The organism is Aminobacter sp. DSM 101952 (assembly GCF_001424795.1).
Classification (GTDB): domain Bacteria; phylum Pseudomonadota; class Alphaproteobacteria; order Rhizobiales; family Rhizobiaceae; genus Aminobacter; species Aminobacter aganoensis.
This window is the reverse complement of the sequence record NZ_LMCL01000032.1, coordinates 1-15,982: the sequence shown is the minus strand read 5'-3', so window position 1 is coordinate 15,982 and position 15,982 is coordinate 1. Positions and strand designations below refer to the sequence as shown.

13 protein-coding genes are annotated in these 15,982 nt (G+C 64.3%); 7 read left to right on the top strand and 6 right to left on the bottom strand.

The genetic code is table 11. The features are described 5' to 3' along the window. Positions 1–87: 87 nt before the first annotated feature. From iolE to ASC75_RS20120, 4 genes are all read left to right on the top strand, one after another. Entirely contained in the window at positions 88–1,005 is a 918-nt protein-coding gene (gene iolE / locus ASC75_RS20135) for a myo-inosose-2 dehydratase (protein WP_055979350.1), read from the top strand. Between the two features lie 133 nt (positions 1,006–1,138). Beyond that, entirely contained in the window at positions 1,139–1,342 is a 204-nt protein-coding gene (locus ASC75_RS20130; protein ID WP_055979347.1) for a hypothetical protein, read from the top strand. Positions 1,343–1,348: 6 nt separating this feature from the next. Then, positions 1,349–2,161, top strand: coding sequence for a 5-deoxy-glucuronate isomerase (gene iolB / locus ASC75_RS20125; protein WP_055979344.1), 813 nt, complete (start codon positions 1,349–1,351; stop codon positions 2,159–2,161). Positions 2,162–2,200: 39 nt separating this feature from the next. Further along, entirely contained in the window at positions 2,201–3,007 is an 807-nt protein-coding gene (locus ASC75_RS20120) for a 3-methyl-2-oxobutanoate hydroxymethyltransferase (RefSeq protein WP_055979341.1), read from the top strand. Positions 3,008–3,045: 38 nt separating this feature from the next. Here ASC75_RS20120 and ASC75_RS20115 read toward each other — a convergent pair whose 3' ends face one another. The 5 genes from ASC75_RS20115 to ASC75_RS26195 all read right to left on the bottom strand — a co-directional run bounded on the left by ASC75_RS20115 (position 3,046) and on the right by ASC75_RS26195 (position 12,604). Further along, positions 3,046–4,689, bottom strand: coding sequence for a GNAT family N-acetyltransferase (locus ASC75_RS20115; RefSeq protein ID WP_244487893.1), 1,644 nt, complete (start codon positions 4,687–4,689; stop codon positions 3,046–3,048). A gap of 14 nt (positions 4,690–4,703) precedes the next feature. Beyond that, on the bottom strand, positions 4,704–6,047 hold the full coding sequence (locus ASC75_RS20110; protein ID WP_055979338.1) for an HlyD family type I secretion periplasmic adaptor subunit: 1,344 nt from the start codon (positions 6,045–6,047) through the stop codon (positions 4,704–4,706). Positions 6,048–6,059: 12 nt separating this feature from the next. Continuing rightward, the gene (locus ASC75_RS20105) at positions 6,060–8,597 is read right to left on the bottom strand and encodes a type I secretion system permease/ATPase (RefSeq protein ID WP_055979335.1); all 2,538 of its coding nucleotides are present in this window, start codon (positions 8,595–8,597) and stop codon (positions 6,060–6,062) included. A 21-nt stretch (positions 8,598–8,618) separates the two neighbouring features. Beyond that, positions 8,619–10,655, bottom strand: coding sequence for a hypothetical protein (locus tag ASC75_RS20100; protein WP_055979332.1), 2,037 nt, complete (start codon positions 10,653–10,655; stop codon positions 8,619–8,621). Between the two features lie 131 nt (positions 10,656–10,786). Continuing rightward, positions 10,787–12,604, bottom strand: a complete 1,818-nt coding sequence (locus tag ASC75_RS26195) for a hypothetical protein (protein ID WP_055979329.1) — start codon at positions 12,602–12,604, stop codon at positions 10,787–10,789. A gap of 779 nt (positions 12,605–13,383) precedes the next feature. Between ASC75_RS26195 and ASC75_RS20090 the strand changes: the two genes are divergently transcribed. Both ASC75_RS20090 and ASC75_RS20085 read left to right on the top strand, forming a co-directional pair. Then, entirely contained in the window at positions 13,384–14,133 is a 750-nt protein-coding gene (locus tag ASC75_RS20090) for a response regulator transcription factor (RefSeq protein WP_244487892.1), read from the top strand. A 9-nt stretch (positions 14,134–14,142) separates the two neighbouring features. Further along, positions 14,143–14,625, top strand: coding sequence for a hypothetical protein (locus tag ASC75_RS20085; protein ID WP_055979323.1), 483 nt, complete (start codon positions 14,143–14,145; stop codon positions 14,623–14,625). Positions 14,626–14,670: 45 nt separating this feature from the next. Here the strand turns inward: ASC75_RS20085 and ASC75_RS20080 are convergent, their stop codons facing one another. Beyond that, complete coding sequence (locus ASC75_RS20080) at positions 14,671–15,150, bottom strand: transglutaminase-like cysteine peptidase (RefSeq protein WP_156381337.1); 480 nt, start codon at positions 15,148–15,150, stop codon at positions 14,671–14,673. 265 nt (positions 15,151–15,415) lie between these two features. On the opposite strand from ASC75_RS20080, the gene ASC75_RS26505 reads away from it, so the two are divergent. Then, positions 15,416–15,982 (top strand): hypothetical protein (locus ASC75_RS26505; RefSeq protein ID WP_055979316.1); only part of this gene is annotated, 567 nt, incomplete at its 3' end.

Genomic DNA, 15,982 nt, shown 5'->3' with positions numbered 1-15,982 from the left:
GTCCGGCAGGACAGTGAGGGGCAGCGCTGACGGTAACGAATTTACGCTGTCGTTCGCGGCAGCAGGGAAAGACACTGGAGAACTGACGTGAAAGCCAAACTGGGCATGTCCCCCATCGCGTGGTGGAACGACGACCTTGCCGAACTGAGCGATGACGTGTCGCTGGAGGAGTGCCTGCGCCAGTCGCGCTCGGCCGGTTTCACCGGCATGGAGCAGGGCCGCCGCTTCCCGAGCACGCCGGAGGCGATGCTGCCGATCCTGAAGAAGGCGGACGTGACTTTGTGCGGCGGCTGGTTCTCCGGCACGCTGGTCAACGAGGACATGGCGGCGAACAAGGACCGCATCCAGCCGATGATCGACCTGTTCAAGGCGGTCGCCGCACCTTGCATCGTCTATGGCGAGGTCGGCCGGTCGATCCAGGGCGATCGCTCGAAGCCGCTTGCCGGCAAGGCTGTCCTGTCGGACGACGAGATGAAGGCCTATGCGCGCAAGCTGACCGCGTTCGGCGAATGGTGTGCCGAACAAGGCATGCCGTTGTCCTATCACCACCACATGGCGGCGGTGGTGCAGTTCGAGCACGAGCTCGACGCCTTCATGACGCATTCGGGCGAGGGCATTCCGCTGCTGCTCGACGCCGGCCATCTCGCCTTTGCCGGCGGCGATGTGCTGCGCGCCATCGACAACCACCACAAGCGCATCAGCCATGTGCATGTGAAGGACGTGCGCATGGACGTCATTGCGGCGCTTGACTGGACGAAGCAGTCGTTTCTCGATGCGGTGGCGCTCGGGGCGTTTACCGTGCCCGGCGACGGCTCGCTCGACTTCGGTGCGATCGTGCAGAAGTTTGCCGATCATGACTACGAAGGCTGGTTCGTCGTCGAGGCCGAGCAGGACCCGAGGAAGAACCCGCCGCTGAAGATGGCCGAGGTCGGCCATGCCGAGCTGATGCGGGTGATGACGGCTGCTGGCTACACGGTGGAGACACAAGGTTTTCCCGCCGCATGACCGCGTCATGCGGCGGTTCAAGGTGCCACGGCGTCCCTTGCGCGTCTGCGACGCGCGGTGCCGTAGTGCTTGAGCGTTGCGCCGTGGCCGGTTACGATCCGGACATGTTGACCGGCCAGGCAGTACGCAATTGATGAACGACCAGAACCATCCGTTCTTCAGGCCGCTGTGGCGGCGCATTGCGCTCGTCGTCTTCTGCGCCGCCTGGTCGATCTTCGAGTTCGCCACCGGATCGGCCTTCTGGGGCACGCTGGCGGGCGGCATGGCGGCGCTCGGGGCCTACCAGTTCCTGATCGCCTACAAGCCCGGCGACGACGCCGCCACCGACAAGGAGTGAGAGGCCATGTCGAAACTTCTGATCAAGCCGAAGCACGGGACGGGCCGCGTCACCCATGTGACGCCGGAGACGGCGGGCTGGACCTATGTCGGCTTCGACCTGCACAGGCTGGAGCCGGGCGACACGTTCGGCGACTGGTGCGCTGACCGCGAGACCTGCCTGGTGCTGGTTTCGGGCAAGGCGCATGTGCGCGCCGACGACCAGGATCTTGGCACGCTGGGCGAACGCATGTCGCCGTTCGAGGGCAAGCCGTGGTCGGTCTACATGCCGGCGGGCGTCGAGTGGTCGGTGCGCGCCGAGACGAACGTCGAACTGGCAGTATGTACAGCGCCGGGGCTCGACGGCGGGCACGAGACCAGAGTGATCGGGCCCGACGACGTCCAGCAGGAGGTGCGCGGCAAGGGCACCAACACGCGCTACGTGACCAACATCCTGCCGGAAGGCAAGCCGGCGGATTCGCTGCTGGTGGTCGAGGTCATCACGCCGGGCGGCCACACGTCGAGCTATCCGCCGCACAAGCATGACGAAGACAATCTGCCGGCTGAATCGCTGCTGGAGGAGACCTACTATCACCGGCTCAACCCGCCTCAGGGCTTTGCCTTCCAGCGCGTCTATACCGAGTTCAACGATGCCGGCCACCGCGACATCGACGAGGCGATGGCGGTCGAGGATGGCGACGTGACGCTGGTGCCCAAGGGCTACCACCCCTGCGCCGCCTGCCACGGCTACGATCTCTATTATCTCAACGTCATGGCGGGGCCGAAGCGGACGTGGAAATTCCACAACGCCAAAGAGCATGAGTGGCTGCAGAAAGCCTGAGCGCCCAAGGCCCCTATTTTCCGAAGTGAGGACAAGACGATGGCACGCAACAGGCCAACGGTCGCGGATCTGCGCGCATTGAAGGGCAAGAGGCAACTGTCGAAGCTGAGGGTGACGACGCTGGAGGAGGCGGAGGCCGCCGAGCGCGCCGGCATCGATCTGCTGTCGGTGACCTACGGGCTGATGCTCGATCCGCGTTTCCGTGACGCGGCGCCGACCTGCTTTGCCGTGCCCGGCGACGAGTACGGCATGATGGGGGCGACGACCGACGAGATCCTGCGAACTGCGGTGAAGCTGAAGGCTGCGGGGGCGGACGCCGTCTACTGTTCGGCGAGCGCGCAGACCATCCGCCGGCTGGCCGACGAGCGCATTCCCGTCTGTGGCCATGTCGGCCTGATCCCCACGCATTCGACCTGGACGGGCGGCTTCCGCGCAGTGGGCAAGACCGCCGAGACGGCCGAGTTCGTCTGGCGCCAGGTCAAGGAACTGGAGGAGGCGGGTGCCTTTGCTGCCGAGATCGAGGTGGTGCCGGCGGCGGTGGCCGCGGCGATCTCGAAGCGGACACCGCTTGTCATGATCTCGATGGGCGCCGGCGCTGGCTGCGACGCGCAGTACCTGTTCGCCGAAGATGTGCTGGGCCTCAACCGCGGCCACTATCCGCGCCACGCCAAGGTTTACCGCAATCTTGCCGCCGAGTTCGACCGGATCCAGCAGGAGCGGATCGCCGCGTTCAGCGAATATGCCGCCGACATCGCCAGCGGCACCTATCCTGGTGCCGGCCATATGCTCGGCATCGACGCGGGGGAGCTGCGCAGGTTCGAGGATTTTCTGAGCGGGCAGACCTAGGCCTGCCCGCTCCGAAAGGCGGTTCGCACTCCGACGCCCTAAAGCGCGGTACTCAGAACTCGCGTCACTGCCTTCCGATCCGGATTGAGCATGATGTAGCTCGGCCGGTTTTCAAACTTCAGCCGCTTGAGCATGGCCCTTGTCTTGGCCAGCAGCGAGTCGTCGCGCGACGCGGCCTCAAGCTTGGGCTGCAATCCTTCCAGCGTTGCGATGGCTTCCTCGCTGCGTTCGAGCGCGGCGAGGCTCTTGGCCAGCGCGAATTCCGCGGCTGCGAAATCAGGCGCGAGCGACAGCACCGTGCGGAACGCATCCACTGCCTCGATGTGCCGGGACAAAGCCTGCAACTCCATTCCCAGCCTGAGCCATGCCTTCGATGAGGTCGGCACGGAGGTTGCGAGCGTCTGGAAATGCGCCAAAGCCTCGCGGTGGTCGCCCTTGGCCGACAGCAGCTGGCCGATGCCATAGAGCGCGCGGGAGTGGGCGGGGTCGCTGGCAAGGATCTGACGGTAGCCATTTTCCGCCCTTGTCAGCTGCCCTTCCTGGTGGAAGCGCGTCACTTCGGCGAAGATGCTGCCGAGTGAGCGGGGGTCGAGCCGGTCGCCGGCATTGCGCCCGCTCTTGGTGTAGACCATGGCGCAGTCGACCTTGCTCTCGGTCACGCCAAACGCGAATTTGTACGGCTCGTCGCCGCGCAGGAAGTCGTAGGTCGTAAGGCCGTTCTCGATCGCCAGCTTGATGCAATGGCCGTGCAGGATCAGCCCGGTCGGGATGGAAGGCACCGCCTCGTCACGGCCGGCCATGAAGAACAGCAAGGTCTTCTTGACCGGGTCGACAAAGATGGCGAGCGCGCCCAGCGGCCGGTCGCCTAGCCACAGGATGGGCAGGAACAGCGTGCCGGCCTTGAAGCTTTCCCTCAGCACGCGCCGGTTGTTGTGCAGGATGCCGGCCAGGCGGTCGCCCTTGCGCGCACCCCATTTCACCCGCCACAGTTCCAGCAGGTTGTCGATGTCGCGTTCGTAGGTGGTGGCGTCGGCCCGGGTGATGCGCAATTCGCCGGCGTCGACCTTGCGGAGGAAGCGGCGCAGCTTCTGGCGGGTGTTGGTGCTGAGCACGTTGTCGAGATAGCCGTCGAACGTGTCGGGCAGGGCGGCCGAGAAGCAGCGGCAATTGTCGACGTTGTCGGCGGCATTGACGCGGCTGAATTCGCGCATCGCAAAGATGTCACGCGAGAACTGGCCGATGAAGGCGAAGATGCGTTCGCGCGACATGCGCAGGTTCTCGAGATTGAGCCGCGCCCAGCCCATCTGGGCGACATGCCGGCCAAAGGCCAGCAGCGCCTCTTCGGCATGCAACGGATCGCAGATCGCACCGGTGTAGTCGGCGGCATTGTTGCCGGCCATGCTGATCTCGTTGAAGAACAGCCCGGTCTTGCCGCTCATGCGGGTGCGCATGCGCAACGGCATGAGCGCGACATAAGGCGAGCCTGGACTGCCGAGACGGGCGGCGAGCACGAACCAGGCGCCCTTGTAGTAGCGCATGTACGGCACCAGCCAGTTCCACGAGACAAAGAACTGTGCCTCCGGATCGGCCGCGTAGAGCCGCTCCCAGTCCTTCTGCACATTTGCCAGCGTCTCAAGATCGGTAATGACATCGACCTGCATCTGCATCCCCCTCAAAGTCATGGCTTTTTCCTGGTTCACCGCTCCATGAATGCGCGCGACATGCTGTCGGCGATCGGCTTGGTGAGGTATCTGAAGAAGGTCCGTTCCTCGGTCTGGACCAGTACCTCCGCCGGCATGCCGGGTGTCGGCGAGAAGCTGTGAACACGTGAAATCTGTTCCGGAGGCAGGCTGACCCGGGCGACATAGACCTCGCGCGCCACCGGACCTGATGTGTCGGGAAGGGCGTCGGCGGAGACGTAGATCACCTCGCCGTCGAGCACCGGCGTGGTGCGCCGGTTGAGCGCGGTCAACCGCACCGTGGCAAGTTGCCCGACACGCACGTTGTCGATGTCGGTGCGCGAGATCAGCGTCTCGATGACCAGCGGTACGTTGGACGGCAGGATCTCGACGATCGGCTTGCCGCTTTCGATGACGCCACCGGCGGTGTGGTAGTACATGCGCACGATGGTGCCAGCGACGGGCGCGTTGATGGTCACGCGGTTGAGCACGCTCTTGGCCTGGCGCAGCTGTTCGCGAATGGTGTCGAGGTCGCCCTCGAGGTTCTGCAGCTGCTCGAGCGCGGTTTGCTTGTAGGCTTCCTGGGCCTGCGTGATCTGCTGGTCGAGCTTGATGATCTCCGACCCGATCTCGGAGACCTCGGCGCCGAGACGGCCGATCTGGCCTTCGGCATCGGCCATGGCGCGCTGGATCGCCTTGATTTCGGTCGCGCGCAGCAGGCCCTTGTCGAGCAGCGACTTCTTGCCGGCATATTCTTCCTTCATCAGGGCGAGCTGCCGCTGCACCGCGTCGTGCTGCTGCTGGTAGCCATCGGAGCGATAGCGATAGGCGGCGATGTTCTGCTTCAGCAGGCCGATTTCGCTCTGCAGCTTGCCGCGCGCGGCATCGAAGGTCAGTTGCTGGCCGTCGACGATCGGCTTGATCTCGGGATCGTTGATGTTGTCGAGGACGTTCTTCGGATAGGCGATTTCCGGGGCGCCGTTGATCTCGGCGTTCAGCCGTGCGGAGATGGCGTCCAACCGGACCTGGCGCAGGAACAGTTGGCGCTCGTTGGCCTGGGCCGCGGTTTCGTCGAGACGCACCAGCGGCTGGTCGAAGCGGACACGGTCGCCCTCGCTGACCAGCAGCTCCTTGATGATGCCGCCTTCCAGATGCTGGACGATCTTGTTCTGGCCGGCCGCCACGAACGAGCCCTGGGCGATGATCGCCGCCGCCAGCGGGGCGGTGAAGGCCCAGGTGCCGAAGCCCCCGAAGGTCAGCGCAATGAGGAGCAGGCCGACCTTGGTCTGCTTGCCGATCGAGCGCGGCACTTCGGAGTACCATTCGAGATCGTGGACCTTGACGATTGCCGAGTCGCTCATGACGCTGTCCCCTTACGGAATCTGGTGGCCGAACGAGCCGCCCTCGATGCTGAGGCCACGTTGGGCAAGTGCCTGGAGCACGTCTTGCCGCTGGCCGAACAGCGCGACCGTTCCATTGACCAGCAGCAATATCTTGTCGACGCTCTGGAGCAGTGCCGGCCGCTGCGTGATGGTGATGACGGTGATCTTGTTTTCCTTGGCGTGCTGGAGCGCGCGGGCAAGGGCTGCGTCGCCGGCGGCGTCGAGGTTGGAGTTCGGCTCGTCCAGCACGACCATGCGCGGATTGCCGAAAAAGGCGCGGGCGAGGGCGATGCGCTGCTTCTGGCCGCCGGAGAGCGGTGCGCCATCGGCGGCGACGAAGGTCTCGTAGCCATGCGGCAAGGTGGCGATCATCTCGTGGACGTCGGCGAGCTGTGCCGCCTGGTAGATTTCGGCGTCGGTCGCATCGTCGCGCATGCGGGCGATGTTGGCCTTGATGGTGGCGGGGAAGAGCTGCACGTCCTGGGGCAGGTAGCCGATGTTCTCGCCGAACTGGCGCTGATCCCAGTTGCGCAGGTCCATCAGGTCGAGGCGCACGTTGCCCGAGGTCGGCAGGATCGAGCCGACCAGCATCTTGCCGAGCGTGGTCTTGCCGGCGCCGGAATTGCCGATGACCGCGAGCGAGTCGCCGGGGGCCAGGGCAAAGGTGATGCCGTTGAGGACGACGCGCTTGGTGCCCTGCGGCACGAACAGCAGCCGTTCGACATCGAGCCGGCCTTCCGGACGCGGCAGGTTGAGCCGTTCGAAATTGAGCGGCGAGGACTGCAGCAGGCTGGCGATGCGGCCATAGGCGGCCCGCGACTGGACGACCTGGTTCCAGCCTTCGATGGCGCCTTCGATCGGGCCGAGCGCGCGGCTGGCGATGATCGAGGCGGCGATGACCATGCCGCCGCTGAGATGGCCGTCAAGCGCCAGATGCGCGCCCCAGCCGAGCATGGCGACCTGGGTCAGCAAGCGTGTGGCCTTCGACGTCGCGGCAAAGGCGATGTTGCGGTCCTGCGCGATGACCTGCGCACGCAGCGAGCTTGCCGTGTCCTTGCCCCAGATGCGCACGGCTTCCGGGATCATGGCCAGCGCGTTGATGATCTGCGAGTTCCGCGACATCGAGTCGAGGTGCAGATTGGCCTTGCTCTGGTGCGTGTTGGCTTCGCTGAAGGGGGCTGCCGTCGACCGCTGGTTGATGATGGTGATGACCAGCAGGATCAGCGACGTGGTGATGACGATGAAGCCGAGATGGGGATGGACGAGGAACACGGCCAGGACGAACAGCGGGGCCAGCGGCGCGTCGAGCAGGGTGAGCAGGGTGCCGGAGACGAGGAACGACCGGAGCTGCTGAAGATCGCCGAGCGTCTGGTATTCGCGGCCGTTGCTGTTCAGCGCCGCACGCGCTGCCGCGCTCAGGATAGGGGCGCCCAGCTGGGCTGCGACTTCCACGGCTGTGCGCATCAGGATGAGGCGGCGAATGGCGTCGAAGATGGTCTGCAGGATGACTGCGCCGATGATCACGATCGTCAGCATGACCAGCGTGTCGACCGAACGGCTGGTCAGCACGCGATCGGAAATCTGGAACAAATAGAGCGGTATCGCCAGCACAAGTATGTTGCTGGCCAGCGTGAACAGCATGACGATCAGCAGGTTGCGCTTGACGACCTTCAGTCCGGTCTTGAGCGAGGCCGAGAAATCGATTGGCCCGAGACGCTTGTGGAAGACGCCGCCCCCGCCTCCGCCGCCGCCACCACCGCCGCCACCGCTGTCGATGTCGCCGCCATTCGGGCCCTTGGCCTCGGGCAGCTTTTCCTTTGCCTTGATCGGTCCGTTGTCGGCGTCGATCACCTTGCCGACCGGCATCGAAGTGTCTTTCATTTCAGTCTTTGCCGGCCCTTGCGGTTCGCTGACCCGCATTTCGGGACGAGGCGAGGCAGCTGCTGCAGCAGCAGGCGTCGGCGAAGGTGCCTCGGCGGGCGTGGCCCGGGCCTGGGGCGCATCCTCGCGTTTTGCGGCTGCGATGGGTTCCTCCGGAGTTGCATGCGGGGCTGGTTGGGACCGCATGCTCGGCGCTGCTGCGGCGGGCGCAGACGCTGGGGGGCGTTGAGCCGTAGCGCTCCGCTCCGGAGGTATGATCGAAGGCTCGGCCATCGGCGGCCTTCCTGATGGCTGCTGGGTGCTTGCCGGCCTTGCCTGCGCAGATGTTGCAGGCGCGGGTGAAGGGGCGGCGACGCTTGCCGAGGCAGGGATTGCCGGAGCAGCCGCCTTGTCGCCTGCTTCTTCATGCAGCCGCCCGACGACCTTGTCGATGTAGCTTTCGAGATGGTCGAGCGCGCGTTCCTGCGACGCCACGGCGGTCGACAGCCTGGCTTCCGGCGCAGGCTTGCCTACGTCCGATGCCGGCTTGCTCGCTGCCTGTGCGGGTCTTGCCTCCGAATGCCTCGGGAGCGCCTGCTGGCTGTCCTGGCTGTCGCCGTCATCCGGCACATTCTGAAAACCACTCCAGCCTTCACGGTCGTCGTTCATCTTGCGCCCCTCTGAAACGGATCAGCCCAGCATGTGCTGCATGACGTCGGCCGATCCGGAATCGGCTGGCTGCGGTGCGATCGGGTTGGTGTTCGAAGCGTCGCCGGTGTCGTCGCCACCGTCATCGAGAAATACGACGGCTTCGGTGACGAGTATGTCCGGGTTCTGCGCGCCGAGATCCGGCTCGCTCGACACCAGGTTTGCCTGGATCAGGATCTCGTCGGAGTAGCTGTCGCCGCCGACATAGATCTTGGACGTTCCGTCGACGTCGACGATGGTCGCGTCGTTGACCAGCTGGTTGCCGCCCGTCGTGATCGTCCATTCGGCGTCGGGGTTGGCGACCAGGTTGTTCATGGCAAGCGCCACCTGGTCGCTGTCGCCGACCACCGTGGTCTGCTTGATGTAGTTGAGGTTGTAGATGTCGCCCGAGATGTAGAGCACGCGCAGCACGCCGATGCCGGCGAATGCGGCGTCCTGAAGGATGGAGTCGGGCAGTTCCTTGTTGCCGGCCGCGAGGTCGCCCGCTGCCTTGTTGTAACCGTCGGGCAGAGCTTCGGCGGTCGCGTTGCCGACGTTGACGATGCTTGCCTGGTTCCAGAGCAGATTGTCGCCGGTCGAGACGGAGCCTTCGCCGGTCGTCTCAAAACCGGAGACCGCGCCGATGACGTCGTTGTCGAGCAACAGGTTGATCTGGTGGATGATGCTGGCGTCGTAGACGTTGCCGCCGATGATGATGAGGTCGTAGTAGTTGCCGATCTCGTTCAGGCTGAGCCCGTTGAAGGCGGTGTTGTCGCCGGTCGAGACGACCGACTGCACACCCGACGACGAGGCGATGACCACGTCGTTGTCGGTCACGAACGCATATTGCTCGATCCAGTTCATCATGATGAGGTCGCCCGAGATCTCGGTGACCACGTAGTAGGCGGGGAAGCCGGTAGGAGCCTCGGCAGGCGCTTGATCGCCGCCCGAGGTGTCGATGTGCTTGAACATCGCGATGTTGAAGCTGAGGTTGTTGTCGCCGCCGCCCGGATCGAAGGGCCAGCCGCCGACCGCCGCGCCAACGCTGTCGGCGTCACAGGTGCCGTTGATCTGGATGATCGCGTTGAGCGAGATATGGTCGCCCATGACGGCCATGACCTCGGCCGATGCCCAGTCGTTGACCACGACGGCGTTGTTGATGACGGTGTTGCCGCCGGTGCTGATCTCGACGCTCGGATTGGCCGTTCCGTCTCCCCAACCATCCATGAAATCGCTGGAGTCCGGAGGCGTGTCGACATCGAGCGGAGCGTCAGGCCCCTTGGCGTCGTCGTCCTGCTCCTTCAGGAAGTTGATGTAGTCTTCCATCTTGGGAGCGTCGGCTTCGTCGATCAGCTGGCCGTTGAAATAGGTGCCCTCGATCGTTTCGGCCTTGACGCAGAAGACGTTGGCGTTGCCGTGGTCGTCGGCATCGAAGTCGTTGAAGCGGGCTTGCGCCGTGGTGACGAACGTCGCCATTTCTTCGGTCGAGCCCGGCAGGGTCAGGTCGTCGATCGGCGACAGGTCGGCCGCAGCCTGCTGCATCTCGACCAGCGGGCTATCGTCGACGGGCGGCGCATTGAACTTCAGGCCGCTGCCGCCAAAGCCGACATAGTCGTCGTCGGACAGGCGGATCTCCTGGTTGACGATGACAGCCAGGTCGCCCGGCGGCAGGATCTGCGGCAGGACGATGCCGCCAGAACCAACAGTGCCTTGCGGCAGATGAGCATAATTCTGGAGGAACGGTCCGTCGGGGACGGCTACGTCGGGAGGCGTGAAGGCGACCTTGGACCAAACCGTGATCTGTTCGATCTCGGGCCTGACGCCGACATACTTCAAGCTCGGGTCAAAATCTTCCAGGGTGTGGGAGGTGTCGACCTTGAGGGCGGCAGTCTGGTGTTCCGGCAGATGCTCGTCGGCCTGCTGCTTGGCCCTGAATTCGTCGTAGGCCTGCTTGAGGCGAGCCTCCTCGCTCGCGGTGTCGAAGAGGCCGATGAAGTGAGCGATCGTCTCGCTGATCCTGTCGAAATACGCGGCATACATTGTCGTGCCTCCGCCCGAAATTCAGGCACGGTGAGGCGCAGATGTGCTCCACCGGCCAAGATGGACTGCGCGGGGGTTACCCGCGCAGTCCGGCTCACTGGCTCCGCAAACGCGGAGCCTCATGCCGATGGCTAGAGCGTGCTGTGGTCGTTGGAGTCTTCGCCGGTCAGCGTCTCGTGGAAGTTGCCGCCCACAACGGTCATGTCGACCGTATTGCCTTGCAGGTTGGCACCCATCACGATCTGCTGATTGAAGGCGCTGGTGTCGATGATGGCATCGGCGCTGGCTTCGCTGGAACCAGTGACGTAGCCGTCGTCGCCATTGCTCGATCCCCAGGTGCCGCCTGCGCCACCGGCGCCGCCAGCTCCTGCCCATGCATCGCCAGCAGTTCCGCCGCCGCCGCCGCCGCCAGCCCAGGCTGCGCCGCCAGTTGCGTTGCCGCCGGTGCCGTCAGCCCAGGCGCCGCTCAGCGCGCTGCCGCCGTCGCCGTCGCCATAGGCCCAGGTGCCGCCGCTCGTGCTGGCACCGCCGGTCGCTGCGCCGGCCGTCGCGGAACCACCGGTTCCCGAGCCGCCGCCGCCTGCGCCGCCGCCGTTGCCTTCGCCCGAGCCGTCGCCGTCGCCGTAGCCGACGCCTGCGCCGAGGCCGAAGCCGAGAGCGTCACCGGTATCGCCATTGGCATCGCCGGCATTGGCCTTGGCGTCGCCGCTGTCGGCATCCGCATTGCCGGAATCGGCGTCGCCGCCGCGGCCAGTGTCGGAGTTGGCGTTGCCGCCGTCGCCCTTGGCGTCGCCGCCTTCACCGAAGTTCAGCACCGGGATCACGGGAACGAATGCATCGATGCCGTCGCCGCCGTCGCCCTTGGCGTCGCCGCCTTCGGTGTCGTCGATGTCGCCGCCGTTGCCGGCGTCAGCCTTGCCGCTGTCGGCATCGGCGTCGCCGCTGTCGGCCTTGGCGTTGCCGCCATCGCCCTTGGCATCGCCCGATTCAGCTCCACCGGCGCCGAGGCCAAGTCCGGCACCGAGGCCGAGGCCGAGGCCGAGGCCTACGCCTGCGCCGCCGTCACCACCCCTGCCGCCGTCGCCCTTGCCGCCGTCAGCGTCGGTGTCGGCGTTTCCGCCCTTGCTGTCGCCGCCTTCAGCCTTGGTGTCGCCCTTGGAGTCGCCACCCAATGCTGCGCTCAGCGCCAGGCCACCTTCGCCCTTGCCGCCGTCGGCTTCGCCGCCCTTGGCGTTGCCGCCGTCGCCGCCGTCAGCTTCGCCGCCCTTGGCGTTGCCGCCGCTTGCGCCGCCGCCGCCTGCGTTGATGCCGTCGCCCGCATCAGCCTTGCCGCCCCTGTTGTCGAACTCCTGCTTGAAGTCGCCGTCGTTCTTGACGGTGGCTTCTTCAAGCTTGTCGTTGTCGACCATGTCGGCAGTCTGGTTGATGAGGAAGGCGTTGCTGTTGGCGCCCATCGAGCCGTTCAGGATGTCCTTGAAGTTGATGTCGTCGCCTGGATCGTAGGTGACGTCGCCGTCCTTGCTGAACAGCACATCGCCCTTGATGTCGCCGCCGCCGGTGTCGATGTCGGCGAAGTCGTTGTCTTCCTTGTAGTCGCCGAGGCGGCCTTCGAGATCGACATCAACGTCGACGTCGACGTCGACCTTGGTCTCGGTCTTGTTCTCGTTGGTGTTCTCGTTCTTGGACTCGTTCTTGTTCTCGTTTTCGTTTTCGTTCTTGGATTCGTTCTCGTTCTTATTCTCGGACTCGTTCTCGTTCTTGTTCTCGGATTCGTTCTTGTTTTCGTTTTCGTTCTTGGACTCGTTCTCGTTCTTATTCTCGGATTCGTTCTTATTCTCGTTCTCGTTTTCGTTCTTGTTTTCGTTCTCGCTGTCGCCGCCCAGTTCGATTTCGTTGCCGACGAACTGCAGGCCAAACGCGTTGAGATTGTTGCTGTTACGATCAGACATCGTCTTGTCCTCGGTTGGGACCGCGATTGCCGGACCGTTTTCATCTCTCACACGGTCTTGGGGTCACGCGGACTACGGGTTGATTTACGAATGCACTGAAAGTCAGGAATTGGGGGCTGGAGGCTGAAGGGGACTAAGCAGCCGGAAGCCCCGAAGCTGTCTGGATGGCTGAAACCTCCCTTTTCTGGTTCGGGCGGCGGCCGGGAATTCTCACAATTTCGTGATCTTCGGGCGTATTCTGAAGGCCCTGGTCACATGCAATCGGAGTCCCGGAAGCGTCACGCCTGTGTTGGCTGAACCGGCAAAGGGTGCGACCAGGGCCGTGAAATTGGTAGCTGACAGTTCGCGCTAGGCTGTTCGGCTAAGCGGGCCAAGAACTTTCGGCGTTGATCTAGATACTGTCGCCGGCATTTCGGCGCGAATTACTAGATGCTTGCCGGATATGTACAATTGCCAGTCATTCGCAGGTAGAGCGCCGTGGTTCCGGCTGCTTGTGCCTGCGAAAAATCTGCCGCTTCGAATGCTTTGTGAGAAAATCCGGCTGGGCCGGAGGCTAGATCACGCGGTTGCCCGACTATTCGGACGGACTACCAAAACGCCTCCGATAGCTCATCTTGCTTATACCGAACCGTTAACAGGAGGTGTATGATCAACCAATAATGTTCCCCATCAGGCGGCAAGTGGGGAAAATCGCGCATAGTTGCGAACATTGGGCGGGAGATCTCATGTATCGGGTGGCAATTCCCAGCGCGCGCCGCGCTAACGGAGCTGGTGGCTCCGTGCAGAAAACCTGCAAGACTTTGCTGATTGTCGCTCCGGCGGACTTCGTGTCGGAGTGCCTGGTCTTTGCAATTGAACGCGAATTTCCGTCGATCGCCGTCGAGCAGGTCGCGACCCTGGCGGAGGCCTGCGAGGCCTTCGAATGCCCGGTGTCGCTGATATTGCTCGATGCCGGGCAATTGCCTGACGTGGCGGGCCATTCCGAACGCATCTCGCACCTGCATCCTGGAGCGCAGATCATGCTGATCCAGGAGGATGGGCGGCATGAGGTTTCGATCCGCGACGTGGTGACCGCGCGCAACGTGCGCGGCGTGCTGCCGATGAACCTGAAGCTCGACGTCTGGCTTTCGGTGGTGCGCCTGGTGCTGCGGGGCGGCGAATACTTTCCGCTGTCGCTGTTCGAGCCGATCATCGAGCGGCGCACGACGGTCGCGACCGCCTTCACCGAAGCGACGGCCAAGCCCCAGGCTCCGGCCGACAGCGACACCGACGACTTCGACGAACTGACCGATCGCGAACTGCAGATCCTGGGCATGGTCGCGCGCGGCCTGCAGAACAAGCTCATCGCGGCGGCGCTCGGTCTATCCGAGCACACCGTCAAGATCCACCTGCACAACATCATCACCAAGCTCGGCGCACACAACCGCACCGAAGCGGCCGCGATCTTTCACGGGCGCAGGGGCGAGGCGGCGGGCGAACGCGACATCGGTGCAGGTGCGATCCAGGCGCAACTGCCCCTGGGGGTGTGAGCGCGCAAAATGCCGCGATTCCAGGACGTTCTGCTTACCGTTGGCCAGCTCAACTATACCTGGACCAATACCGAGAGCCTGCTCATCTATCTGATCGCGGGCCTTGCCAAGGTCGACAAGGAAACGGCGATCATCATCTTCCTGACGCTGAACACGACGCGGGCGCGGCTCGACCTCGTTGAGCGGCTGGCCAAGATGTCCAAGACTCCGCTCTCATGCCGGGAGGCGGTGCTCGCCGTGGCCGAGCAACTGACGCACCAGGGCAAGTTGCGCAACAAATACAGCCATTGCATCTATTCGTTCGACGAGACCGGAACGCGCGCCAGCACCCAGCTGATGCGTATTTTCGACAGCAAGGATGCCGTCCGCTACGGCAAGAACGAAGAACTGGACGACAACGAGATGCACCGCATCTCCGCCTCGATCGAAGCGATCCGGGACATCAACCGGCAGATATGGAAGATCGTCGAGGACAATGCGTTTCCGCATTGAACGCCGCGCCATGGATTGCCTGGCGCGGCGCTGCAAGCTGGCGCATCACGCGCCGATGCGGGACCACCTGCCGGTTTCGAACTGCGACTGGCGCGCAAAATAGCGATAGGGCGTGCTCTTCCAGTTTCTGACCGAGCCCGTGAGATTATCCAAAATGAGGTCGCCCTTGTCGGTGCGCACGGTCAGAACCGTGTGTCCGGCGCCGCGATAATGGGCAACGGTCAGCAGCAGGGTCGATGCCGGCCAGCCGCGCTTGCGCAGCTCGCTCTTCTTGAGAATGGCGATGTCCTCGCAGTCGCCGACCGTCGTCGGCAGCCGCCAGTTGTCCGAGCCGCTGGCGGTTACCGCGTCGTTGCGCTGGGTGATGCGCCGGTTGACCGAGGCGTTGACCTGTTTGAGGTCGTTCATGCGTTCGTCGGTAAGAGCCATGACCGCGGTCTTGCCGGCGGTGCTGCATAGCCCGGGCTGGCGGGCGCAGAAGGTGTTTGCCGCCGGCGGCGCGAATGCGTAGCCGACGGTCGTCATGCTTGGTCCGGGAGTGGTTGACTGGCTGCAGCCAGCAGCGATCAAGGCGATCGCAAAGAGCGCCACGAATTTGTGCACGTGCTGTCCCCTCTCTCAATGGGTGACCAGCAAACAGCATATTAGAGCTAGATAAATCAACCCCGACGGGAGGACTTTGCACCGTTTTCAAAAGGATGTATGATTAAAAAAGTGTTTCCGATGGTCGGAACATTTGATCATAGCGCCAGTTTGGGGACGGGCGCATTTTTTCCCTCAGGAGGAAGAAATGACGACGTACCCAACCTGCGTTCGCGGGATCTACTCGATTCTGCTGGCCTCCTCGGCTCTCGTGGCCGTCAGCTTCACCACCCCGGCATCGGCACAAAGCAATATCCGGCCGGTCATGTCGGCTGCGCAGTGCCAACCCCTTACCCAAGGCAACTATGAGATGTGCTGCATCGCGCTCAACCGCGGCAGCATCATGTCGGACGACCAACTGGCGCAATGCCCGCCGCTGACGACATCGCTGGTCTCGGCCGTCCTGGCCGGCAGCGAGAACAATGGCGGGACCGGCGGCGCGGGTGGCACCGGCAGTGAAAATGACGGCGACGACGGCGATGATGGTGACGACGGCGATGACGGCGACGACGGTGACGACGGCGACGATGGTGACGATGGCGATGACGGTGACGACGGCGATGACGGCGACGATAACGGCGGCGGCGGCGGCGGCGGCGGCGGTGGCGGCGGTGGCGGCGGCGGTGGTGGCGGCGGCGGCGGCGGCGGTGGTGGCGGCGGCGGTGGCGGCGGCGGCGGTGGCGGCGGCGGCGGCGGCGGCGGCGGCGGCGGCGGC

Excerpts from the sequence above, each read along its gene's own strand:
- ASC75_RS20130 (WP_055979347.1), top strand. The coding sequence starts at position 1,139 with ATGAACGACCAGAACCATCCGTTCTTCAGGCCGCTGTGGCGGCGCATT.
- iolB (WP_055979344.1), top strand. The coding sequence starts at position 1,349 with ATGTCGAAACTTCTGATCAAGCCGAAGCACGGGACGGGCCGCGTCACC.
- ASC75_RS20120 (WP_055979341.1), top strand. The coding sequence starts at position 2,201 with ATGGCACGCAACAGGCCAACGGTCGCGGATCTGCGCGCATTGAAGGGC.
- ASC75_RS20115 (WP_244487893.1), bottom strand. The coding sequence starts at position 4,689 with ATGACTTTGAGGGGGATGCAGATGCAGGTCGATGTCATTACCGATCTT.
- ASC75_RS20110 (WP_055979338.1), bottom strand. The coding sequence starts at position 6,047 with ATGAGCGACTCGGCAATCGTCAAGGTCCACGATCTCGAATGGTACTCC.
- ASC75_RS20105 (WP_055979335.1), bottom strand. The coding sequence starts at position 8,597 with ATGAACGACGACCGTGAAGGCTGGAGTGGTTTTCAGAATGTGCCGGAT.
- ASC75_RS20100 (WP_055979332.1), bottom strand. The coding sequence starts at position 10,655 with ATGTATGCCGCGTATTTCGACAGGATCAGCGAGACGATCGCTCACTTC.
- ASC75_RS26195 (WP_055979329.1), bottom strand. The coding sequence starts at position 12,604 with ATGTCTGATCGTAACAGCAACAATCTCAACGCGTTTGGCCTGCAGTTC.
- ASC75_RS20085 (WP_055979323.1), top strand. The coding sequence starts at position 14,143 with ATGCCGCGATTCCAGGACGTTCTGCTTACCGTTGGCCAGCTCAACTAT.
- ASC75_RS20080 (WP_156381337.1), bottom strand. The coding sequence starts at position 15,150 with ATGACGACCGTCGGCTACGCATTCGCGCCGCCGGCGGCAAACACCTTC.